Origin of the sequence: Halomonas sp. CH40, assembly GCA_041875495.1 — a bacterium.
Lineage (GTDB): Bacteria > Pseudomonadota > Gammaproteobacteria > Pseudomonadales > Halomonadaceae > Vreelandella.
On the sequence record CP112982.1, the window covers coordinates 1,895,494 to 1,918,228 of the forward strand.

The window sequence follows — 22,735 nt, forward strand, 5'->3', positions numbered from 1 at the left end:
ACTCAAACCACGGACTTATAATCATGACGACTAGTTCCGGTCTTTCGGTTTATGGATCATGGCAATGGTTCCGTAGTACTTTTCATCTACAGCGAACCAGAGCTCGGTACGAACAGCCCGACAGGTTATGATTTCATATCCATCCATGCGCGCATCATCCAGCAAACTTGGATGGAACTCATTAGGACAATTAGGACACTCCTTAGGCTCTGCGGCCCAGCAGTTGATCCGTAAAACGTGTTCTTTACCCATTTATTGAATCAACGGAGAAATATCGTCTTGAGGGAAACCCGCACGAAGTAAGCACTCGTAGGTGGCGTTCCATTGTGCAACGCTAATAACCTCATGATGACTAACCATGGCGCTTCTCCACCAGCCTGCCCGTCGTATTGTCCATCCGATATTGGGCAATCGTGCCATCAGCTATTCGCTTGACTATTTCTCGGGCGGCATCCAACTCAACATCAAACCATTCACGGGGGCGATAGCTCTCGCCGTCACGGCTGCGTAACAGCACATTCACGCGCTGCTGATGAAGCATGGCGTGAACCAGGCGCTCGAATCGCCTTGGGTCTAGGTTGTAGCATTCAAAAGAGGTGACGACCTTTACAGGCGCTTCCAGGTAGGTCTGCTGACGCTCTGCACCAGCAATGCGCTGCTCCAGTTTCTTCTCGGTGTAGCCAATTTTATGCAGGTTTCTGATGCCCTGAAGCGCCGGATCTTGGCTGAGCGAACGCAGGATGTAGATAACGCCTGTGCGTTTATCGTGATGGGTAATGCCTTGCATGACATCCAATGTGGTGTCAGGACGCAGGATACGCCGCCCGGTCTCATCCTTATAAAGTGCTCTGGCAAGTGATCGAAGCAGCAGATTAGATTCGGTGCCGTTATCAAAGACGACTCTCAGACGCGGGTTAAATTTACGACCTGCACCTACGCTCTCCTGACCTACCTGATCAGCAACACACAACATACCGTTGAGCACGAACATATCGCCCTCGTCGATTTGAGACTCTTTCTGAAACGGCACCGTCTCGGCATCACCTTCACGCAATTCTTCCCTGACCTGCTCAAAAAGCCCCTCAAACCGATAAAAATCCTCGCAATGGGTTCGCCGTGCAATTTCATCCGGCATGTCGCGCTCACTGACTTCTGGCACATGCATCATGTCAAAAATCGAGGCGACACCTTCATCATCATCACTCAGCAACCCCAAAGCATCGCTATTCCAAATATCATCCAACGAGGTAACGCTGTCAGGCGCAATGTCATGATGAGAGTTGCCCACTGACTCTGATGCTTGTTCTTGGACTGTAGGTTGCTCAGGAACGGCGCGGTGATCGGTGGAACGATCTTCGGGTGCTTGTTGCTTGTCTGTATCCCCCGTATAGCTGCTCAGAAGCCCCAAAGAGTCCCAGTCAGCCAATCCCTCAGCATGGTCTTTATCTTGCCTCAGAGAGGCTAATTGGACGGCTAAGCTAGCCTCAGAAAGGTCTTCTGCCGTTTCATCAGGCTCCCTGCCCTTGTCTCGCACGAAGGCTTCGATATTTTGGAGTGCTGCGATAAGACGTTGATCTGCCGAAGGCGCTGACGTTGCTGAAGGCGCAACCCTCAGCAATCCCAGGTCGTCTGGCTCTGAGAAAATGTCATCCAGTGTTTTACGCTTTCGCGGCTCCCGGCGTGTTCGGATCATGCTGAGGCTCCCCTCATCCGTTCACGTTTCTTCTGCTGAATGAACGTCAGTGCCTCGGCATACCGCACTTCCATGTGATCATCGCTATGAATCGAGGGCGGATGGCCTTTTTCTTTCGTGAAGGCGACGATTTTCGGCCAGAGAACCACGGCCTCTTCCTCTGACATCTGCGCACGTTTGCCCACCACCGTATCTTGAATGGTCTTCAGAACAGGTGCTGTCAGTGCCTTGGAGAGAATTTCATAAGCGCCCTGAAACGGATTGATCTGGTTGATCAGGTCGATATTCAGGTGCTCGATGTTGACGAATTTTTCACCAATTTTCAGGAACTGGCGAGTTTGCTGGGGGCTATTGCTATCCGGGCCATCTTCAAGCGTCCGACCATCGGGGGCTGCGCCAGGATCAACAGGTTCTCCACCTTCACCGACGTTATAAACCTGATCCGGCTCGTGAATGACCGCACCTTCCGGTAGCTCATCTTCATTGAACAGGCCACCTGTCGAACGTGCGCCCATTGTCGTCAGCACCGTTTCGCGCAGCACCTCGCGCTCGTTGTCATCCAGGTCAGGGTGCAATTGCTCAATGACCTTGGGCAGCTCAACCTCATTGATCACTTCAGGTTCGGTCGTATCAGTCACCGCAGCAGCGGCCACCTCGGGCTTCTGAAGCAGCGATGCAATGATGTCTTCCTGACCACCGGATTGCAGAATCCCCATTACCTTGTCAGATACAGGCGACTGAGTGTCTTCAATAATCACGGTGCCTGCCTCAACTTGCTCACCGGCTTTCATACGGGAGCGGGGCTTGAACGACACGCTAGGAGCCAATACCTGCTCCATTAACAGCGACACCGTGATCGCCTTGAGCAGGTTATTGACGCTGATTTTCACGTCATCGTCTTCAGCATCTGGCTGTGCGATCAGGTTGGTAAACTGCGCATGGCTTTTGCCTTCACTGTCACGGGTCGCACGCCCGATGATCTGAACAATTTCAGTCATTGAGTTGCGATAGCCCACGGTCAACACATGCTCGCAGAAAGGCCAGTCAAAGCCTTCCTTGGCCATTCCCAGGGCAATAATCACGTCTACGTCTTCGGGGCGTTCAACATTGCGCAGGTATTCCTGCACCTCACGGCGTATTGGTGTATCAGTCACCAGATCGGCCACTTTTAGCAACTTACCGCTCACATGCTTGACGGTGACAATACCCGTTCGGCTGTCTTGGCGTTGCACCTCTCCCAGTGCATCCAGAATATGATCAACCTCGCCATACTTGTCCTTGGTGCTTTCCCCGCTGTTCACGTTGGGAATATGCACAATGGTCTTCTTGTTGGGATCAAGCACCTCACGGATCGCATCAAGATAGCGACCCTGATAGAAGTGGTAGCCGATACCCAGGGATTTGAGATAACGATAACCGTTGAGCTGCTCGTAGTAGGTGTAGGTGACTTTATCGAATTCGGCTTCATCATCAGGGAGCAGAATGGGGGCGGCATCACCACGGAAATAGCTGCCGGTCATGGCGACGATATGCGCGTTAGAGCTACGCATGAGGTCATCAATCAAGCCACCCAGACGGTTGCCTTCATCGACGGAGACATGGTGAAACTCATCAATAGCGACAAGGCAGCCATCAAAGTCAGAGGCTTTTAGCTTGGCAAACGCATAACGCAGCGTGGCATGGGTGCAAACCAAAGTGCGGGCGTTAGGGTCACCCAGAAATCGACAGAAGGTATCCACCTTGCCACTATCACTGCCTGCCCTGCAGAGATCGTAGCGGTCATCGACATGCCAGTCCGCATCAAAACCGTAGGAGGTAAGATCAGTGTTCTTGAATGATGCGCCAATCGACATTTCTGGCACAGCAACAATGGCCTTGCGCACGCCCAGATGGTGAAGCTTGTATAACGCCAGAAACATCAAGGCACGGGATTTACCAGAGGCAGGCGGCGCTTTAAGTAGCAGGTATTGGCTATCGCGCTTTTCATAGGCTCTCGCCTGCATTTCACGCATACCGAGGTCATTACTGGTCGCGCTCTTTCCGTTGCGAGCGTATTCAACCTTGATCAGCTCAGCCATGGCTCACCCCTCCGTGGTGATAGTTTTACGTGTTTTCTTAGTAGCTCTAGCCTTGGCGGCCTTTTCGGCCTCAATCAGTTTTTCATAGCGGGCCAGCAAGTATTCCTGGCGTTCCGCTGTATCACGGAAAGGACGGTCTCGATACAGTTTTTCCACGGCTTCATCGAGCGCTTGATGTGCATCCAGAAGGTTTTCCGGCATTTTGTTAGGGTCATAGAGCTGAGCCATCGTTTTATCGGGATGAGCGGCTCGGCCAAGAATAACGGCACGCCCTAACCTCTCGACTTCCTTGCGTTTATGCTCTGATGCTTCGGGCCAAGGGAAGGTGTTGTAGACAATAGTGGCTGAATAGCGATAACGGCTTTCAAGACGCCCACCCACAAGGCGAAGCCAATCCATGTGCACTTGAGTCGAAAGAATGGCGAAGTCGTAGAGCGTTCCATTAGGTATGGTCTGCACAAGATCTGTAACGATGACTTCCTCTCCAAAAAAACCTATAGGGGCATATTGCCTTCGCTCTGAAGTGACGCGAGGCACTAAAATATAACGCCCCTGATGAAGCTGACGTCTTTCACCAAAGAGGTGGGGGGCTTTCGCAATCTCACGTGTTGTCGCTTTCGTGCTGGATAATCTAACTTGCCTAACTGCTTCAATACGCACTTTGACAGCAGGCATCGATTCTATTTCCTCTTCATCAGCATCAACTAACCATAAGCACCACCGCTCCCTACCTTGCAGAAACTCCTGAGCACCAAGCAGCTGCCTGAGATACCTTGCAGCGTGCGGCTCTACCTTGATCAGCTCATCCTTCTCTTCTGGAGACAGAATTAAGTGGCCGCCATCCACAGGTTTATTGCCATACACCATCTTGGTTGAATGAACCAACGGCTGATTACGGCTAACAACGATGGTGTTACCTGCTTCTACAAGGTAGGGGCTGATATTCGCAACCGATTTCACACGCCACTCGTTATCTACGCGCTGATAAAGGGTTTTATTATCAGGCGCTATACTCAGCCCAATGATAACGACATGAACGCCTGCATTTCCTTGGGCGCTGTTACGCCACGAGAAGCTTCGGTAGGCAAAGTTAATTTCAGCACCCAACTCAAGAACGGGCGGCCATAACATAGCCACCTGTTCGCCTTGGCATATCGAGTTTGTCGTCACAAAAGCAAGGCTGACACCTGGCTGAAGGAATTGAGCACCTTTCCAGATAAAGGCTGCCACGTAGTCCATATAACGATATTTACGAAACCCTTGGAATACCACTGCCATGTCTTCATTCTGTTCATCTGTCCGATACGTAGCACCGCGATATGGTGGGTTACCGCAGACATACACCTCATCCGCACGGTTAACCGGACAAACATCTTGCCAATGCACTCTAAGACTATTGGCCGATACAAGGTTGCCAGCATCTTTCAGCGGCAATAAAGGCTCTACGTGTCCAAACTCATTGGCAAATAGCATGTTCATCTGGTGCTCAGCCAACCACAGCGAGAGTTGCGCGACCTCGTGGGCAAAATCATCAATCTCAATGCCGTAAAACTGACTGAGACGAATCCCGCTCATGAACATCTCGTTCTGTTTCTGTTGACCAACGTCCTGCATGGCCCGAAAAACCGCCATCTCCAGCCTACGTAGCTCTTTGTAGGCAATGATCAGAAAATTGCCCGATCCCATCGCTGGATCGAACACCTTAATATGTGCCAATCGCTCCAACAAAGCTTCCAGCCTCTTACGGTTGCCTCGCGCCTTATGCAGCTCGGCATACAGCTTGTCGAGAAACAGCGGGCGGATCACCTTCAGGATATTTGGCACAGAGGTATAGTGCTGGCCCAGCGAATCGCGGCTTTCTTCATCCACGACCGCCTGAAACATCGAACCGAAAATATCCGGGTTTACCGCTTCCCAGGCGAGCTGACCACACTCGATCATCATCCGACGGCCTTTAGCACGAATTTCCGGCACGGGCAGATCGTCGCGGAACAAGCCGCCGTTAACATAGGGGAATTGGACAATATGGGTAGCCAGGTCAGCAGAACGCTCGTTTTCTGGCTGATTCATCACTCGGAATAACTGTGCAAGCAGCGCAGACAATCCTTCACCGTTCTCATCGCTGGCTTCAGTGATCACCTTGGTGAAAGCGTCTTTGGGGAAGATGCCGGTATCTTCGGCAAAATAGCAAAACAGCAGACGGGTCAGGAAAACGTTAAGCGAATGGAGCTGCTCGGGTGTGCTGAACTCATTAACCTCTTTCAGACGGTCAAAAAGCCGCCCCATCTTGGCCGCCGCCTTCAGGTCTGCCGAAGCTTCCGTGAAGTGTTTGGTGCGCTCTAGCCCTGCCATTGGCGCAAAGAACAGGTATTGCGTGGCCAAATCGCTGAACGGCACTTCCAGGCGCTCATCGGTCTTGGTGTCGAGCGCGGTCAGCTCAAGAAAGTCCGTCACCACCAGGAAGCGGCATTTATGCCGTGCAGGCTCATCCTCGTCGGCCAGAAACTGCAATGCCTCGTGGACACTCTCACCTTGGCGAACCGGCATGAAGTAAAGCCAGTTCTTGAGTGCAACATGCCCCTCATCCTTACGGCTGGCGACGTTCCGCTGTCCGCCGTTGCGAACCTGGGTAATCGTGGCCTTGGAGAAGCCGTAGGCGTCGAGAAAGGCGTAAATGAACTCACTACTGACGGCGTCAGGCCGAGTCGCAGCGTTGAGAGTATCCATGCAGTAGGTCTGATCGAAGGCCATGTGTCAGGTGCTCCTTGCTTGCTGACTCCTATAGAGTCTTTTGGCTCGTTATTTTTAGAGCCTACTCAGTTGGTCCGGGGATGTCATTGACCTAAACCTAAAATATGAACAATACGCCCCCCTGAGACTTCTCTCTGAAATACTCTCTTCACTAAATTAAGGCAAGTGTAGGCGCAGGCTTAACGAACTCAAGGTGGCACAAGTTAGAAATGTAAACAGAAATGGCCGAAAAACGGCTATCGTTTACACTTCAAGGTGGAATCCTCAGTTCCACCAGCACAAAACCCCTTCACTCACTCACTCACTCGGTGTTTACACAATTTACTTGTGTATAGAATGGGAATATCTGGCGCATGATGCTCTCCGAACAGACGTAATAAACTCGTTATCTTGATAAAAAATCAGGCTTTTTGCTGAACATGCTCATCGATGGCGATATTGGCCAGCTGATCAGCTTTCTCGTTACCAGGGTGCCCGCTGTGCCCCTTGACCCAATGCCATTCAATCTTATGGCGCTGGGTTTCTGCATGCAGGGTTTTCCATAGCGAAGCGTTCTTGACCGGCTGGCGAGCCGCTGTTTTCCAGTCACGCTTTAGCCAGTTATGAATCCATTGGGTGATCCCCTGGCGGACATATTGAGAATCCGTCCATACCGCGACCTCGCAGGGCTGGTTCAAGGTACGCAGCGCCATGATAGCCGCCATCAATTCCATCCGGTTATTGGTGGTATCAGCTTCATAGCCATACAAGGTTTTTTCATGTTCACCACTTTGGAGTACCACGCCCCACCCTCCGGGGCCTGGATTACCCCGGCAGGCACCATCGGTGTAGACGGTGACTTTGGGGAGCGGCTGTGTTTCTTCATCACTCAACGCTTGGGTTCCTTGAATGTATCGGAAGTGGTTTTCCTGACCGATGTGATTTTCAAACCTGTTTTAGCCAATGGCACCTGGCCTGAGGATCTTGTATTTGGGGGCATGGTGATCAAAGGCATTCTGGAGCAGTGTTCGCGCGAAAACGCCTGAACAGAGCGTCCGTTAGGCGCCATCTGCATGCCAAATTTTACCCGCTTGGTGCTAGCGGGCTGTTGGCGCCGTATGGCCCGAATCATATAGCTGTCCCCAAGAGGTAAGTTATGTCGCCGCCCCAAGGTTTCCAGTAAGCCATTACAGGTCGCATTTTTAGAAGACGCCAACGGCATTCGAAAACCGCAGTAGTCTACCCGTTCGATATCAAAATCAACACATGCCAGCCAATCACGTAGATAACGCGGTGAGCGCCAGTCAGCGCGCTGTTGGCCCTTATTCGGAAATTCGTGCCGCCTGGGCAAGGCGCGTCGGGACAGATTACTCGGGCTGAAAGGGTTGAAGCCAAAAATCAGCAAAATTCCATGGTCTGAGGTAACGCGAGCCGCTTCCTGGAGCAGGTGATGGGCGTTGGCGGTGTGCTCCATCCAATGGTGGACAAGGGTAATATCCAGGCACCCATCCGGCAATGCCAGGTCATCCAGGGGGCAAATCAGGGTTTCTTGCTGCTGAGCAGCGTCGCGGCTGGGTGCCCATTGCATGACATGTGCCAGGGGAGACGCTTGAAGCATGGAAGGCCCCATGACTATTTCAAGCGCATGGCCTTTATAACGTGAATCAATCACCGGCCCAAGACAGGCGCGCTGAGCATCGAGCAAGGCAGTGCCTTGAGCCGACATCCAGAATTGCTGGGATTTCTTCAGCTGCTGGTCAAGCGTGTGCGCCGCGTCTGAATTTGACATAAAACGCTCTTGCCTCCAAAGTAACGCCTTTTTGACGCCTTTAACATTTAAAGGATTACCTCCATGCTGAGCGTGACGCCCATTCCTGCCTTAAGCGATAACTATATTTGGTTGCTCAGACAAGATTCCAGCCCTGGTGTCTGTGTAGTGGACCCAGGCGAGGCCGGTCCGGTCATCGATTACATGGAGCGTGAATCGCTAACCCTAGAGAGCATTCTGATTACCCATCACCACCCTGACCATACCGGTGGCCTCGAAGCCCTGATCAAGCTTTACTCCCCAAGAGTGATCGGGCCGGACAACCCTGATATTGAAGGGATAACCGACACTGTCGGGGAAGGTGATGAAGTGCGTATCATGGGGCGCCTTTTTGAAGTCTTCGCGACTCCCGGCCACACGCTGGATCATATTAGTTTTTTTGCGCCAGGCATACCGCCATTGCTGTTTTGTGGCGACACGCTATTCTGTGCAGGCTGCGGGCGCCTGTTTGAAGGCACCCCGGAGCAAATGCATGACGCTCTCAACCGTTTTGCCCAGTTGCCAGAAGAAACCCTGGTGTTTGCAGGTCACGAGTACACCATGGCCAACCTTAAGTTTGCCAGCCAGGCCGACCCGGAAAACCCCGCCGTTGCCCAGGCACTATCAGAATGTCACAAGGCCCGTGAACTGGAACGCCCGACGCTACCCAGCACGATAGGACGCGAGCTAAAAATCAACCCCTATCTCCGCCTGGAATCAGACAGCGTTCGTCAAGCTGCAGGCCATAAGGGGGACAACTCGGATCCACTTGCCACCTTCACAACCTTACGCGAGTGGAAAGATCGTTTTTAACTGATTCGTTTTGCATGTTGTGTGTTTGCCATTTGAATACGCTTTGAAACGATAATTAGTCCACCTATAGATGCCCATGACTTACCACTTGTTAAGAGACCGGCTGCTGATAACCATTGGCAGCACAATGATCAGCGGCGTACTGCTTGCTGCCGCTGCACAAGCGTCTACTGGCGCACAGACTAGCCAAGTTACCACCAACAGCAGTGCCATGGCGACGCCTTCAGGCACTGCTGGACGACACTTCTGGGACTTGCTGGTGCTTGAAAACCGCAATGCCTGGAGCGAGCTGCGTAATCAACTCGCCTGGCATAAACAACCCCTTTCCAACGAGGCTCAAAAAAGAGTCGACGCCTGGATAGAGTATTATCAATCCAGCCCGGAAAATGTTTTGGAGATTAGTCGTCGCGCCTCCTCCTGGCTGGCCTGGATCAACCAGCAGGTGTCAGCACGCGACTTACCGGGTGAAATCGCGCTAATTCCCTTTATTGAAAGCTCGTTTGACCCTCAGGCGAAAAGCCATCGGGGGGCTGCCGGGCTATGGCAGTTCATGCCGGGCACTGGCGACGCCCTCGGGCTTGTCCGCAATACCCATTACGATGGACGCCTTGATGTGATCGCCTCCACTGAAGCCGCTCTTGATTATATCGAAATGCAGGCAGACCAGTGGTATGACGGTGATCTGATCCGTTCTCTTGCCGCCTACAACGCGGGCGCTGGCACGGTTAACAAGGCGGTCAGAAATGCCCAGGCCCAAGGCAGGTCAGGTGACTACTGGGATCTGCAATTGCCCAGCGAAACCATGAACTATGTGCCCAAGCTGCTGGCGATTGCCACGATTATTGCCGACCCGGCCGCTTATAACGTCAAACTGCCAGAGATTGACGCAGCCCCCGCCTTCGCCATGGTTGACCTGGATCAGGATCTCAGCCTTAAAGAACTGGCGATGCGCGCAGGAGTTGATGCTGATACTCTCAGCGAACTCAACCCGGGCCTGCTAAACGGTAGCCTCAACCCACGCTACACGCGTACCCTGCTGATGCCTGGCGACAGCAACCAGCAAATGCTCGCTGAGCTGAGTGCTCCGCTGAACTCAGGCAGCGACAATGAGGCAACCCTGGCCAGCACATCAACACCGCAAACCCACACAGTGGTACAAGGTGATAGCCTGAGCACTATCGCCCAACGCTACAATATAAGTTTGCGTGATATCATGCGCTGGAATGCTATTGACCGGCCGGAGGCTTTACAACCGGGCCAACTCCTGACACTTTCCAATTCTTGAGATACTTTCTGATTCTTGAGGCATATATCAATTATTGACATGTTGTGAGCGCTGTCTCAGCTGCATCGCGAGACAGCAGTGCAGCCAAGACGGGAGGAAAGAGCAATGAGGGCTGGCAAATCCAGGGAAAGCGGATCATCCCATACTCGCAGATGGTGGCAGGTGTTCGTTCTGCTAGCCGGTATTTTCTCCTCGGCCTTAGTACTTACGCAAACAGTACATACGCAAACAGTCCATGCACAAACGGGTGATGCTGATACAGACAGCGTCCCCACCGTGCATGCCCTGGCGCTTTATGACACACCGACCCTGCCGGAGGACTTCGCTCACTTCCCGCACGTCAACCCCCAAGCGCCCAAGGGCGGCAGCATGGTACGCAGTGCGCCGGGGGGCAGCTTTGATTCCACCAACCCCTTCATTATTCGCGGCACACCGGCCAACGGCATTACCCAGATTTACGACACTCTGATGGCCAGCAACCCCAATGAGCCTTTCAGCCTCTATGGGCTACTGGCCGAAGGAGTGCGTCTGAACCCTGAACGGGAATGGATTGAATTCGACCTTCATTCTGATGCGGTTTTCCAGGATGGCGAGCCTGTCACCGCTGAAGACGTAGTGTTCAGCCTGGATATCCTGCGCGAAGAAGGTAACCCTTTTTACCGCAACTATTATGCTGGTGTTGAACAGGCGGTAGCCGTGGATGCGCATCGGGTGCGCTTTGAATTCAACACCACGGATTCCCGCGAATTACCGCTGATTGTGGCTCAGATGCCGATTCTTCCCAAACATTACTGGGAAGAGCGTGACTTTACCGCACCGACACTGGCAGCTCACCCAGGCTCAGGCCCCTACCAGATTGATGACGTAGACCCTGGCCGGCGAATAGTCTACGCCCGCGACGAGGATTATTGGGCCAAGGATTTACCCGTCAATGTTGGCCGCTACAACATTGACCGACTGATTATTGATTATTACCGGGACAGGGATATTGCCTGGGAAGCCTTCAAGGCCGGGCTGATTGATTACCGGATAGATGCCCGTGCGGCAACTTGGGCCATCGGTTACGATTTTCCTGCCTATCAGCAAGGGCTGGTGGAACGTATTACCGTGCCCGACGTTAACCCTTCCCCCATGCAGGCCTTTGTATTCAACCTGCGCACCGACAAGTTTGATGACCCCAGGGTACGCGAAGCGCTCAGCCTGACCTTTGATTTCCCCTGGTTGAATACCAATATTTTTTACGATGCCTATTCCCGCACCCAAAGTTTTTTCCAGAATTCGGAAATGGAAGCTACCGGCCTGCCTAGCCAGGAAGAGCTGGCCTTGCTGACTCCTTTCAGGGATGAGCTTCTGGCGTCCCACCAATCTGATCAGCTGTTCACCGAGCCCTTGCCGATTGACCACCCTGAATCGCTGCGTGAACGCCTGCGCCTGGCGCTGGAGCTGCTACGCGAAGCTGGCTATCAGGTAGAAGACGGCAAGCTGGTCAACGCTGAAAACGGCGAGCCTCTGGCACTTGAAGTGCTTCTGTATGACTCCGGCCTGGAGCGGGTTGTCCAACCCATGCTGCGAAATATGGCCCGTCTGGGCGTTGACACCTCAATACGCATTGTCGATATCAACCAGTACCTCAATCGCCTGCGCAGCTTTGATTTCGACATGGTCATCAGCCAGTTTCCACAATCCAACAACCCAGGCAACGAACAGCGCGACTACTGGACCAGCGCCTCCGCTGAGCAGCCGCAAAGCCGCAACCTGATGGGGCTTGCCCACCCGGCGGTTGACAGCCTGGTTGACCAACTGATTGGCGCCGACAGCCGCGAACAGCTCAACACCATTGCCCATGCGCTGGATCGAGTGCTGCGCTGGGGGTTCTATGTGATTCCCCACTATCACTCCGGCGAGACCCGGATTGCCGTGTGGGACAAGTTCGAATATCCCGATCCGTTCCCCCGCTATGCCATGGATCTGGACGCCTGGTGGGTGGATACGCAACGGGAAGCTGAACTTCAACGCCGTCGCAGCGGTCGATAATGGCGGTTAGCTGTTCGGGGAGATTAGCGTTGCCCTGTTCCGATAATTGCCTGTTCAACGTTTGCGAAATCAGTGTTTGCAAAAGGAGCCTTGCCTTGGCGCGCTATACCCTACGTCGACTGCTGTTGATGATCCCGACACTGATCGGCATCATGCTGCTTAATTTTGTGATTGTTCAAGCAGCACCGGGTGGCCCTATCGATCAGATGCTGGCGCGTTTTGAAGGCGCCGACGCCATGGCCAGCACGCGCCTGGACATGGGCGGCGGCGATGTACAGGTCAGCGATGATTCGCGCGGTGCACGTGGTATTGATCCACGCTTTATTGAGCAGCTTGAACAGCAGTTCGGCTTTGACCAGCCCGCTCATCAGCGCTTTCTGACCATGATGAGTGATTACCTGACCTTTGATTTTGGCACCAGCTTCTTTCGCGACCGACCGGTCATTGACCTGATGATTGAACGCCTGCCGGTGTCGATATCTCTGGGCTTATGGACAACGCTTCTGGTCTATCTGATCTCAATTCCGCTGGGGGTTCGCAAGGCACTTCGCCATGGATCGCGCTTTGATGTGTGGACCTCGGGGCTGGTGATTGTCGGCTATGCGATTCCCGGTTTCCTGTTTGCCATCCTGCTGATTGTGCTGTTCGCCGGTGGCACCTACCTGGACTGGTTTCCACTGCGCGGGCTGACCTCACCGGATTTCGACAGCCTTTCCATCTGGGGCAAGGTCAAGGACTACGCCTGGCACATCACCCTGCCAGTCATTGCTGCTTCCATCGGCAGTTTTGCGACCCTGACCATGCTGACCAAGAACAGCTTCCTGGATGAAATCCATAAGCAGTACGTCCTGACCGCCAAAGCCAAAGGCGCTGATGAACGGCGGATTCTGTACGGCCATGTGTTTCGCAACGCTATGCTGATCATTATTGCCGGTTTGCCCGCTGCGCTGGTGGGTATCTTCTTTACCGGCGCGCTGCTGATCGAAGTGATTTTCTCCCTTGATGGACTCGGCCTGCTGGGTTTTGAAGCGGTCATGCAGCGGGATTACCCGGTCATCTTCGGTACGCTTTACCTCTATACCCTGATTGGTCTATTGCTCAAGCTGCTATCAGACCTGACCTATGTGTGGGTTGACCCACGCATCGATTTTGCCACCCGGGAGTCGTAACCGTGTCGCCGATTACCCGCCGTCGTATTGCCGCCTTTCGTGCCAACCGTCGCGCCCGCGTATCGCTCTGGCTGTTCAGCGCCCTGTTTGTGTTCAGCCTGTTTGCTGAGTTGGTGGCCAATGATAAGCCGCTGATTCTCAAATTCGAGGGAGAGTGGTACCTGCCGCTGGTGGTCGATTACCCGGAAACCGAATTCGGTGGCTTTTTGCCGACCCGTACCGATTACCTCGACCCCTTTATCCAGGAACAGATCGAGCAAAACGGCTGGGCACTCTGGCCGCTGATTCCGTTTTCCTACCAAACACTGGATATGCATATGACCCGCCCTTCGCCGGCAGCGCCGGATAGCCGTCATTGGCTGGGTACCGATGATCAGGGCCGCGATGTATTGTCCCGAGTGATCTATGGCTTTCGGCTTTCCGTCGCCTTTGCCTTGGTACTGACTGCCGGTTCGCTGGTAATGGGCGTATTTATCGGCGGCGTTCAGGGCTACTTCGGCGGCAAGGTGGATCTGGTCGGCCAGCGCTTTACTGAAATCTGGTCGGGGCTGCCGGTGCTATTCCTGTTGATTATTCTCGCCAGCTTCGTCCAGCCTGGCTTCTGGTGGCTATTGGGCATCATGATGCTGTTTTCGTGGCTTGGCCTAGTGGATATTGTCCGCGCTGAGTTCCTGCGCGCGCGCAACCTGGAATATGTGCGCGCAGCCAAGGCCATGGGGCTTCCCTCACACCTGATCATGTGGCGCCATGTGTTACCCAATGCCATGGTGGCCACCCTGACCTTTGTGCCCTTTCTGTTTACCGGGGCCATCGGCACCCTGACGGCCTTGGACTTCCTCGGTTTTGGCCTGCCGCCGGGTTCACCCTCCCTGGGTGAACTGGCCGCTCAGGGCAAGAACAACCTTCACGCCCCCTGGCTGGGCATCACCGCCTTTATGACCCTGGCTGTCATGCTCTCCTTACTGGTGTTTATCGGCGAGGGGCTGCGCGATGCCTTCGACCCTCGCCATGTGCAGTCACGCCAAAAGGAGGTTACCCATGGCTGAACACTCGGCTCAGCAGGCATTCGCCCCATCGTCGTCAACGCTTTTGGACGTCAAGCACCTGAGTGTCGGCTTCGATGGCAGCCAGGTCGTCGACAACCTCAGTTTTAGCGTCAAGGCGGGGGAAACCCTGGCACTGGTAGGCGAATCCGGCTCGGGGAAGTCCGTCTCGGCGCTGGGGGTCATGAACCTCTTGCCGGACAATGCACAGGTCAGCGGTGAACGTTCACTGGCAGGTACTGACCTAGCCAGCCTGAAACGCTCGCAGTGGAAAACCATTCTGGGTAATCAGGTCGGGTTTGTGTTCCAAGAGCCGATGACGTCTCTGAACCCCCTGCATCGGGTCGGCAAGCAGATAGGTGAAACCCTGCGCCTGCATCAGGGCCTGACCGGCAAGGCGGCACGCCAACGCGCCCGGGAACTGCTTGAACAGGTGCGCCTGCCGCGCCCGGATGAGCTACTGGATGCCTGGCCTCATCAGCTTTCTGGTGGCCAGCGCCAGCGGGTAATGATTGCCATGGCCATTGCCAATCAGCCAAAGCTGTTGATTGCCGACGAGCCGACCACCGCCCTGGATGTGACGGTTCAACAGGAAATTCTTGCCCTGCTGCGTGACCTGCGTGATCAGCACTCCATGGGCATGCTGTTTATTACCCATGACCTTAACCTGGTACGCGCCCATGCAGATAGAGTCTGCGTTATGTATCAAGGCCAACAGCAGGAAAGCGGCCCGGTCAGTCAGGTATTCAATCACCCCCAAAGCGATTACACCTCTGCGCTGCTGGCGGCAGAGCCCCAAGGCCGCCCCAAGCCGATTGGGCGTGTCCAGCCGCGCCTGGAAGCCACTCGGCTGAGTGTCGCCTTTGCACGCCCCAGGGCAGGCCTTTTTCGCCGTCAGCCGGCGCCTTTTGTGGCCGTAGAGCCCACTGATCTCTATGTGGCCCCTGGGGAAACCCTGGGGATTGTCGGGGAATCCGGCTCAGGCAAGACCACTCTGGCTTCTGCCGTGATGCGTCTGGTGCAAAGCCAGGGCGAGGTTTACCTGGGGGAAGATGCCCTGCATCAGCTGACGGGCAAGGCTCTCAGGCGCCAGCGGCACCGTTTTCAGATGGTCTTTCAGGATCCTTATGGCGCCCTGTCACCGCGGATGTCGGTGTTTGATATCGTCAGCGAAGGGTTACGCTTTCATTTTCCAGCGCTTTCAATCAGCGAGGTGGAAAAGCGCGTTCACCAGACCCTGCAGGAAGTTGGCCTGCAGGAAAGCGTGGCTTCCCGCTACCCGCACGAGTTTTCCGGCGGGCAGCGCCAGCGTATCGCCATTGCCCGAGCGATCATTCTTGAACCTGAATTGCTGGTGCTGGATGAGCCGACCTCAGCCCTCGACCGCACGGTGCAAAAGCAGATTGTCGAACTGCTGCGCGATTTACAGGCCAGGCGCCAGCTGAGCTATCTGTTTATCAGCCACGACCTTGCCGTGGTGCTTGCCATGGCGCACCGCATCATGGTACTCAAGGAAGGCGAGGTGGTGGAATCAGGCCCCAGCCAGGACCTGCTGACCGCACCACAGCATGAGTACACACGGCGGCTGGTAAAAGCCGCCCAGCTGGTTTGATAACCATATTTTCAGCTGCTGCAAATCTGCATAAACTCAAATCTTTGGGTTTATGCTAATCTAAATAGATGCCAACTATTATCCGTTTCGATGGACTAAGAGCTGTTATCTACCCTAACGACCATCGACCGGCGCATATACATGTAATCGGCAAAGGTGGAGAAGCCGTATTCATTCTCAACTGCCCAAGTGGGCCTCCTGAGTTGCGCGAAAGCTACCGTTTCAAGTCAGCAGATATCAACCGCATTGAGTCGGCGTTATCAAAAGAGCTGCAAATGTTATGTAACAGATGGAGGGAGATTCATGGCCATTACTGAGGATGCCATTCAACAAGCAGAAGCTCGCATGGCAGACAAACGTGATCACGCTCATGCAGTTGAAGCTTATTACGACTGTCGCACCCAGCGTGTGATTGTTCGCCTTCAATCAGGACTTGAGCTCGCAATTCCTCCAGATCTCATTGAGGGTCTGGCAGAAGCTACGCAGAGTAACCTGGCCGATATTGAGCTATCCCCTTCAGGGCTTGGATTACACTGGCCTCAGCTTGATGCTGATCTGTATGTACCTGCTCTTCTCGAAGGTCAGTTTGGCTCCAGACAATGGATGACCCAGCAACTTGATACGACAAAAACCAAGTCGTCTAGAGCCAGTGATTTCAAGGGAGCAAGACCACATCAAAGACAGGCATAAATTCCACACCCAAGTGGAATAACCTACTTCTGCAGGCAGGTGAAATAACATCAGCCTCACCCGCAGAAGCACGTTAAACAGTGATATCTAAAACAGCGCTACTTCTTCGGCACTGAGCTCGCGCCATTCACCGGGTGGCAGGTCGTCATCCAGCACGATGGCGCCAATCGAATGGCGATGCAGCTGCTCGACATGATTGCCCAGCGCGGCAAACATCCGCTTGACCTGATGGTAGCGCCCTTCCGTCAGGGTCAGCTTTGCCTGTGTGGGGCTGAGCATCTCCAGGATGGCAGGCTTGGTGACTTCTTCTTCACCGTCAAGCAAGACCCCTTCGGCAACCTGCTTTATGGCGCTTTCGGCACGCTCACCTTCCCAAGGCTCAGCCAGGGTAGCGAGGTAGACTTTGGCACAAAGATGCTTGGGCGACATGATGCGATGCGCCCAGTGGCCGTCATCACTCATCAATAACAGCCCGGTGGTATCCACATCCAGACGCCCGACGGGCTGCAGCCGATCTGCATTGGGCAGGTCAATCAGGTCGATGGCCCGGGGATACAGCCCGCGTCGCGCCGTACATTCCACGCCGACCGGCTTGTGAAGCATCAGGTAACGCAACCCCACCAGGGCCAGCACTTCTCCCTGCCAGGTTATCCTGTCGCTGTCCGGGTCAATGTGCAGGGCGGGCTGCTTGGCGGGCAAGCCGTTGATTTCCACTTCGCCATTTTTCAATGCCCGCTTGGCCAGGCTGCGGGTCAGGTCAGTGGTTTCACTTAAAAAGCGGTCAAGGCGCATCAGTGGCCAACTCCGGGTAGCAGTTCAAAACGGTCGCTATCCTGCCAGGCAGGAAATTTTTCACGGAATTCATTCAGGGCATCCAGATCCAGCGTGGCCGTTTCCACAAAGGCCTCATAGGCTGGGTGATCCACCAAGGGCTCGCCTTTGAAATCCACCAGCAGGGAGTCACCGCTATAGGCCAGGCCTTTGATATCCTCGCCCACACGGTTGACGCCTATCACATAGCAGAGATTCTCGATCGCACGGGCCTGTAGCAGCGTCCGCCAGGGGTGACGACGGGGTGCTGGCCAATTGGCAACACACAGAATGGCATCATATTCAAACGTCTCATCCTCAGCCGCTTGCTGGCGCATCCAGACCGGAAAGCGCAGGTCATAGCAGACGCTAAGCAGGATCCGAAACCCCTTGTAGGTAATCACCTTGCGGCCTTCGCCCATGGCATAGCGTTCATGCTCACCAGCCATTCTGAACAGATGACGCTTGTCATACACAATCAGCTCACCGTCAGGCGCTGCCCATATCAAGCGATTGTAGTATTCGCCATCTTCCTTGATAGCCACACTCCCTGTTATCACGCAGCCGCGCTTGTGCGCCTGGGCTTTCAGCCAGGCCACGCTTTCACTGTGTTCCATGGGCTGGGCCTGCTCCCGGGAGTTCATGGTGAAACCGGTCGCAAACATTTCCGGCAGGACGATCACATCGGTTGTGTTAACGTCAAGATCACCCAGCAGAGCATCAAGATGACGATGATTGGCAGCAGGATCTTCCCAGCGCAGGTCACATTGCACCAATGTGGTGGTTAGCTTGCTCATAAATGGCCTCCTTGGTGAGCGCTGATTGCTTTAAGGGTAATTAAGTCTCATCCATTTGTGCTAGATTAACATTTTTTCGTTACCGAGACCCTTATGTCTGCTCAACCCCTGCGTGACCCTGAAGCCACCAAAGGCGTTATGTTCGGGCTTACTGCCTATATGATGTGGGGCTGCTTCCCACTGTTTTTCGCCCTGTTTGACGGCGTACCTGCCTTTGAGATCCTGATACACCGGATTCTATGGTCGTGTCTGTTTCTGGTGGGGTTGATCACCTTGCTCCAGCGCTGGTCGCCTGTGGTCGCCGCACTCAGCGAGCCGAAACGCCTGAGCCGGGTGTTGGCTTGTGCCTTGCTGATCGCCCTGAACTGGGGGGTTTACATCTATGCGGTGGAAAGCAAACAGGTATTGCAGGCCAGCCTGGGCTATTTTTTGACGCCTCTGGTCAATGTGGGGCTGGGGATACTGGTACTCAGGGAGGTCATGGCGAAACTGCAGCTGATTGCGCTAGGCCTGGCAACCCTGGCCATTGGCATCCAGTTTGTGCTGCTCGGTGAGATGCCCTGGTTGAGCCTGATACTGGCATTTTCATTTGGCACCTATGGGCTGTTTCGTAAACAGGTACCGCTGGATGGTCTGTCTGGACTCTTTGTGGAAACGCTGCTGCTGATGCCGTTAGCACTGATCGCCTTCAGCTGGTTGACCTTTGAAGGTAGCTCACATTTTGCCGGTGACACACGTACCACCCTGCTGCTGATTGCCAGCGGTGTACTCACCGCCCTTCCACTGATGGCGTTCGCCGGTGCTACCCGGCGCTTACGCCTGGCCACCATTGGGTTTCTGATGTACATCAACCCCAGCATGCAGTTCTTTATCGCCCTGTTGTTTTTCAAGGAAGCCCTGTCACTGATCCAGCTACTCACCTTTGTGCTGATCTGGACCGGGCTGGCGCTTTATTCCTATTCAGCCTGGCAGCAGTCAAAACCACGCCCGGCCGCCTCAGCGGCTCGGTAAGGCGGCTACCGCTGTGGTCTGCTCCGGCTGGTAGCCCACGCGAAAGCCACCCCAGTGCTTGCCGTTAACATAGACAGGCACAGAAAGATCGTGCATGACTTCGCCGGTATCGCGCTTATACGTCTGCAGAAGTAGCGCGTTTTCATGTTTACCGCAGCGGCTGCCCGTCGGATCATCAAAAATACGCTTGCTGCGGCACAGCGCCAGGTCATGTTCATAATCACCGGTTGGCGGCTGGCTGACCGCCTGGTTATGGGTAGGTACATAACCATTGTGATCACAGGCAATGGCATACCCCAATGAATAGTGCTTGAGCATGGGCTCTTGAATCGCTGGCAGAAAACGATCGGTAAAGCGATCAAATCCGGTGTGATACATGGGCGGCCGGGTGCCGGTAATGGGCTCATAGCTTGGCTCAAATAGCTCAGATGCCTTTAGCTCACCGCGCTTAATGGCCTGTTCAAATAGCTTGCCAACCTGGTCGGCTGCCTCGCGGGCGGCATGGAACACGGCTTGATGGCGCCCTGCAAGGCGCTGTTGAGCCAGCTCACCGTCAACACTTTCAGCAGCATCCATCAGCGCCCTGGCCTGCTCTGCCAGTTCGTGCATATTGCGATTACCTTCATCGACATCGTCTTCCAGCTGGCGCAGTGAATCGGTCACCTTCTGGCTATGCTGCTGGGTGCTTTCCATCGCGTCTGCTACCTGGGTGATCTCGCGATGCACCTGATCCACTTCATCGGTCATGCTATCCAGGCGATTTCCAACCTGCTCAATGCCCTGTGAACGCTCGCTGATACGGGTCATCAGATGCCCCATGGTCTTGACCACTGTCTGGCCGCTAAGGTGCATATCTTTCACCAGCGTATCCACGTTCTGGGTTGCCGTTGAGGTCTTGAGCGCCAGGTTACGTACCTCACTGGCCACCACGGCAAAACCGCGACCGTGCTCGCCGGCCCTGGCCGCTTCGATGGACGCATTAAGCGACAACAGATGGGTCTGCTCGGCAATACCTTCGATCATGGACGTCACATTGCGAACCCGTTCAATCTTGTCATTCAGCGCTGTCAGCATTTCCAGGGCTTCATCTGAACGACAGGAAACGTCATTCATTTCACTGATGATTTCCACCAACTCGCCGCGATTGGCGTGGCTGGCGTTGCGAGCACTTTCCGCCAGGGTGGCTACCTGAGTAGCACTCTGACTGACCTGCATGATGGCGGCATTAATGGCTGACATGCTGGCGGATGCGTCCCGCGCCATCTCTTCCTGGGTATCCAGGCGCTGATCCATACGATCGGCATAATGCGAAACTTCAGCCGAGGCAATAGCGGTACTGCTGGCGCGGGACATCAGACGATAGGCCATATTGCGCAGGGAACGGTAATCGCGTACCGGCCACAGCCATGAGCTGCCCTGTTCCAGAGCCTGTTGATCCGCGTAATAAATCCCCAGCGGGCCACTGAAGACCAGCGCCGCACCACCTAGCGCTGCGCTTAGCAAGCCAAGATATCCCCAGACGCCTCCTAACCAATGCCCGCCTGCTGCCAGTAAAAAAAACACGAGTGACGCCAGAACAGATACCGTTCGCATCATGGATGGACACCTTATTGTTTGATTGTCAGTTATTGTTGGATTATCGGTGGTTAATGCACAGCACAGTGCCCCGCTTTGAAAGCATGCGCAAAGCAGGCCGCTATAAAGGGGTTACCGGGAATGTCTTACCGGAAAACAGGTTGAACCTGACACCGACGCATCAAGTTCAACCCTGATAGGAGGTTACCGCGTCAAAGGCGGAAAAGAAGTAACACTTTGGGGGCATAAATGTTACTGAAAAAGTAACTTTTATGCCCTTGTGACTCTTACTGCTGTGAGGCGTCCAATGCCTGATCAATGTCCGCCAACAGGTCATCAATATGTTCGATGCCAATCGACAGGCGCACCATATCCGCGGTGACCCCGGCGGCTTTGAGCTCCTGCTCGTTCAGCTGGCGGTGGGTAGTGGAGGCCGGAATTGACGAGCAGCTTTTGGCATCACCAATGTTGACCAGACGCAGAATCAATGCCAGGGCGTCATAGAAACGCTCAGCGGCTTCCTGCCCCCCTTTCACGCCGAAGCTCAAAATGCCCGAGGCGTGCCCCTGCATATAGCGCTTGGCCAGGGCATGATCCGGATGGTTTTCAAGCCCGGCGTAATGCACCCAGTCAACCAGCGGATGAGCCTCAAGATGTTTGGCAACTATCAGGGTATTGGCACACACCCGCTCCATTCGCAGCGCCAGGGTTTCCAGGCCCTGTAGCAGGTTCCAGGCGGCCTGGGCTGACAGCGCCGCCCCCATGTTGCGCAGGGGCACCACACGGGCACGAGCAATAAAGGCTGCCTCACCCACGTCACGGGTGTAGCTGACGCCATGATAGGAAACGTCAGGCTCAGTCAGAAGCGGAAAGCGATTGGCATTTTCCGCCCAAGGGAACTTGCCTGAATCGACAATCACGCCGCCGACGGTAGTGCCATGGCCGCCCATGTACTTGGTCGCTGAATTGACCACGATATCGGCGCCATGCTCGATCGGGCGGCACAGAAAGGGCGTTGCCGTGGTGTTATCCACCATGACCGGTACACCATGGCGATGGGCTACTTCCGCCAGCTTGGCGATATCCACCACGCCACCGGAAGGGTTGCCAATACTTTCGCAATAAACCGCCTTGGTACGGCCGTCAATCAGCGCTTCAAGGCCCTCGAAATCATCCTTGTCAGCAAAGCGTACTTCAATGCCCTGGCGCGGCAGCGTATGGGCAAACAGATTGTAGGTACCGCCGTACAGTTCACTGATCGAGACAATGTTATCGCCCGCTTCGGCAATCGTCTGGATGGCATAAGTGATTGCCGCCATCCCCGAGGCCACGGCCAAGCCGGCAATTCCCCCTTCCAATGCCGCCACGCGCTGTTCCAGAACGGCACAGGTAGGGTTCATTATGCGTGAATAGATATTACCTTCGACCTTGAGATCAAACAGATCGGCCGCGTGCTGGGCGCTATCAAAAGAGAATGAAGTGGTCTGGTGAATTGGCACAGCCACCGCATTCTGAGAGTCGGGTGAATAACCGTGGTGCAGGGCAATTGTTTCTGGCTTCATGGATACGTCTCTTTAAAAGTAAATAA

General features: G+C 54.4%; 17 protein-coding genes. 8 read left to right on the plus strand and 9 right to left on the minus strand.

Going from position 1 to position 22,735, the window contains the following annotated elements:
• Nucleotides 1-352 precede the first annotated feature (352 nt).
• From OR573_08800 to OR573_08820, 5 genes are all read right to left on the minus strand, one after another.
• Nucleotides 353-1,618, minus strand: a complete 1,266-nt coding sequence (locus tag OR573_08800; protein XGA78628.1) for a GIY-YIG nuclease family protein — start codon at nucleotides 1,616-1,618, stop codon at nucleotides 353-355.
• A 71-nt stretch (nucleotides 1,619-1,689) separates the two neighbouring features.
• Nucleotides 1,690-3,771, minus strand: a complete 2,082-nt coding sequence (locus tag OR573_08805; protein ID XGA78629.1) for a helicase-related protein — start codon at nucleotides 3,769-3,771, stop codon at nucleotides 1,690-1,692.
• 3 nt (nucleotides 3,772-3,774) lie between these two features.
• The gene (locus tag OR573_08810; GenBank protein ID XGA78630.1) at nucleotides 3,775-6,522 is read right to left on the minus strand and encodes an N-6 DNA methylase; all 2,748 of its coding nucleotides are present in this window, start codon (nucleotides 6,520-6,522) and stop codon (nucleotides 3,775-3,777) included.
• 401 nt (nucleotides 6,523-6,923) lie between these two features.
• Nucleotides 6,924-7,394 (minus strand): ribonuclease HI, encoded by a 471-nt coding sequence (gene rnhA / locus OR573_08815; GenBank protein ID XGA78631.1) that lies wholly within the window; start codon nucleotides 7,392-7,394, stop codon nucleotides 6,924-6,926.
• The gene (locus tag OR573_08820) at nucleotides 7,391-8,290 is read right to left on the minus strand and encodes a methyltransferase domain-containing protein (GenBank protein XGA78632.1); all 900 of its coding nucleotides are present in this window, start codon (nucleotides 8,288-8,290) and stop codon (nucleotides 7,391-7,393) included. Before OR573_08820 ends, rnhA begins: the two co-directional genes overlap by 4 nt.
• Before the next feature lie 63 nt (nucleotides 8,291-8,353).
• Here OR573_08820 and gloB point away from each other — a divergent pair, with 63 nt between their 5' ends.
• The 7 genes from gloB to OR573_08855 all read left to right on the plus strand — a co-directional run bounded on the left by gloB (nucleotide 8,354) and on the right by OR573_08855 (nucleotide 16,954).
• On the plus strand, nucleotides 8,354-9,121 hold the full coding sequence (gene gloB, locus OR573_08825) for a hydroxyacylglutathione hydrolase (protein ID XGA78633.1): 768 nt from the start codon (nucleotides 8,354-8,356) through the stop codon (nucleotides 9,119-9,121).
• 76 nt (nucleotides 9,122-9,197) lie between these two features.
• A complete protein-coding gene (locus tag OR573_08830; protein ID XGA78634.1) occupies nucleotides 9,198-10,406 on the plus strand; it encodes a transglycosylase SLT domain-containing protein in 1,209 nt (402 codons plus the stop codon).
• 162 nt (nucleotides 10,407-10,568) lie between these two features.
• Nucleotides 10,569-12,440 (plus strand): extracellular solute-binding protein, encoded by a 1,872-nt coding sequence (locus OR573_08835; GenBank protein ID XGA78635.1) that lies wholly within the window; start codon nucleotides 10,569-10,571, stop codon nucleotides 12,438-12,440.
• 95 nt (nucleotides 12,441-12,535) lie between these two features.
• Nucleotides 12,536-13,609, plus strand: coding sequence for a microcin C ABC transporter permease YejB (yejB, locus tag OR573_08840; GenBank protein ID XGA78636.1), 1,074 nt, complete (start codon nucleotides 12,536-12,538; stop codon nucleotides 13,607-13,609).
• Between the two features lie 2 nt (nucleotides 13,610-13,611).
• Nucleotides 13,612-14,655, plus strand: a complete 1,044-nt coding sequence (locus OR573_08845; protein XGA78637.1) for an ABC transporter permease — start codon at nucleotides 13,612-13,614, stop codon at nucleotides 14,653-14,655.
• Nucleotides 14,648-16,264, plus strand: a complete 1,617-nt coding sequence (locus OR573_08850) for a dipeptide ABC transporter ATP-binding protein (GenBank protein ID XGA78638.1) — start codon at nucleotides 14,648-14,650, stop codon at nucleotides 16,262-16,264. The genes OR573_08845 and OR573_08850 overlap by 8 nt, the downstream gene beginning before the upstream one ends.
• A gap of 303 nt (nucleotides 16,265-16,567) precedes the next feature.
• Nucleotides 16,568-16,954: a DUF2442 domain-containing protein gene (locus OR573_08855; protein XGA78639.1), complete on the plus strand. Its 387-nt coding sequence runs from the start codon at nucleotides 16,568-16,570 to the stop codon at nucleotides 16,952-16,954.
• A gap of 87 nt (nucleotides 16,955-17,041) precedes the next feature.
• Here the strand turns inward: OR573_08855 and OR573_08860 are convergent, their stop codons facing one another.
• Both OR573_08860 and OR573_08865 read right to left on the minus strand, forming a co-directional pair.
• A complete protein-coding gene (locus OR573_08860; protein XGA78640.1) occupies nucleotides 17,042-17,746 on the minus strand; it encodes a pseudouridine synthase in 705 nt (234 codons plus the stop codon).
• Nucleotides 17,746-18,561: an amidohydrolase gene (locus OR573_08865; protein ID XGA78641.1), complete on the minus strand. Its 816-nt coding sequence runs from the start codon at nucleotides 18,559-18,561 to the stop codon at nucleotides 17,746-17,748. The genes OR573_08860 and OR573_08865 overlap by 1 nt, the downstream gene beginning before the upstream one ends.
• A 93-nt stretch (nucleotides 18,562-18,654) precedes the next feature.
• On the opposite strand from OR573_08865, the gene rarD reads away from it, so the two are divergent.
• Nucleotides 18,655-19,572, plus strand: a complete 918-nt coding sequence (gene rarD, locus OR573_08870) for an EamA family transporter RarD (protein XGA78642.1) — start codon at nucleotides 18,655-18,657, stop codon at nucleotides 19,570-19,572.
• Here rarD and OR573_08875 read toward each other — a convergent pair.
• Both OR573_08875 and OR573_08880 read right to left on the minus strand, forming a co-directional pair.
• Nucleotides 19,558-21,165 carry a methyl-accepting chemotaxis protein gene (locus OR573_08875; GenBank protein ID XGA81701.1) on the minus strand — a complete coding sequence of 536 codons (1,608 nt, stop codon included), beginning with the start codon at nucleotides 21,163-21,165 and terminating at the stop codon, nucleotides 19,558-19,560. The two genes, rarD and OR573_08875, sit on opposite strands and share 15 nt — an antisense overlap.
• A gap of 269 nt (nucleotides 21,166-21,434) precedes the next feature.
• Complete coding sequence (locus OR573_08880) at nucleotides 21,435-22,709, minus strand: aminotransferase class I/II-fold pyridoxal phosphate-dependent enzyme (GenBank protein ID XGA78643.1); 1,275 nt, start codon at nucleotides 22,707-22,709, stop codon at nucleotides 21,435-21,437.
• Nucleotides 22,710-22,735: the final 26 nt, after the last annotated feature.

What these genes read in the sequence shown, in the direction of transcription:
- OR573_08805 (XGA78629.1), bottom strand. Translation starts at nt 3,771, where the DNA reads ATGGCTGAGCTGATCAAGGTTGAATACGCTCGCAACGGAAAGAGCGCG.
- OR573_08810 (XGA78630.1), bottom strand. Translation starts at nt 6,522, where the DNA reads ATGGCCTTCGATCAGACCTACTGCATGGATACTCTCAACGCTGCGACT.
- OR573_08820 (XGA78632.1), bottom strand. Translation starts at nt 8,290, where the DNA reads ATGTCAAATTCAGACGCGGCGCACACGCTTGACCAGCAGCTGAAGAAA.
- gloB (XGA78633.1), top strand. Translation starts at nt 8,354, where the DNA reads ATGCTGAGCGTGACGCCCATTCCTGCCTTAAGCGATAACTATATTTGG.
- OR573_08830 (XGA78634.1), top strand. Translation starts at nt 9,198, where the DNA reads ATGACTTACCACTTGTTAAGAGACCGGCTGCTGATAACCATTGGCAGC.
- OR573_08850 (XGA78638.1), top strand. Translation starts at nt 14,648, where the DNA reads ATGGCTGAACACTCGGCTCAGCAGGCATTCGCCCCATCGTCGTCAACG.
- OR573_08855 (XGA78639.1), top strand. Translation starts at nt 16,568, where the DNA reads ATGGCCATTACTGAGGATGCCATTCAACAAGCAGAAGCTCGCATGGCA.
- OR573_08860 (XGA78640.1), bottom strand. Translation starts at nt 17,746, where the DNA reads ATGCGCCTTGACCGCTTTTTAAGTGAAACCACTGACCTGACCCGCAGC.
- OR573_08865 (XGA78641.1), bottom strand. Translation starts at nt 18,561, where the DNA reads ATGAGCAAGCTAACCACCACATTGGTGCAATGTGACCTGCGCTGGGAA.
- rarD (XGA78642.1), top strand. Translation starts at nt 18,655, where the DNA reads ATGTCTGCTCAACCCCTGCGTGACCCTGAAGCCACCAAAGGCGTTATG.
- OR573_08875 (XGA81701.1), bottom strand. Translation starts at nt 21,165, where the DNA reads ATGCGAACGGTATCTGTTCTGGCGTCACTCGTGTTTTTTTTACTGGCA.
- OR573_08880 (XGA78643.1), bottom strand. Translation starts at nt 22,709, where the DNA reads ATGAAGCCAGAAACAATTGCCCTGCACCACGGTTATTCACCCGACTCT.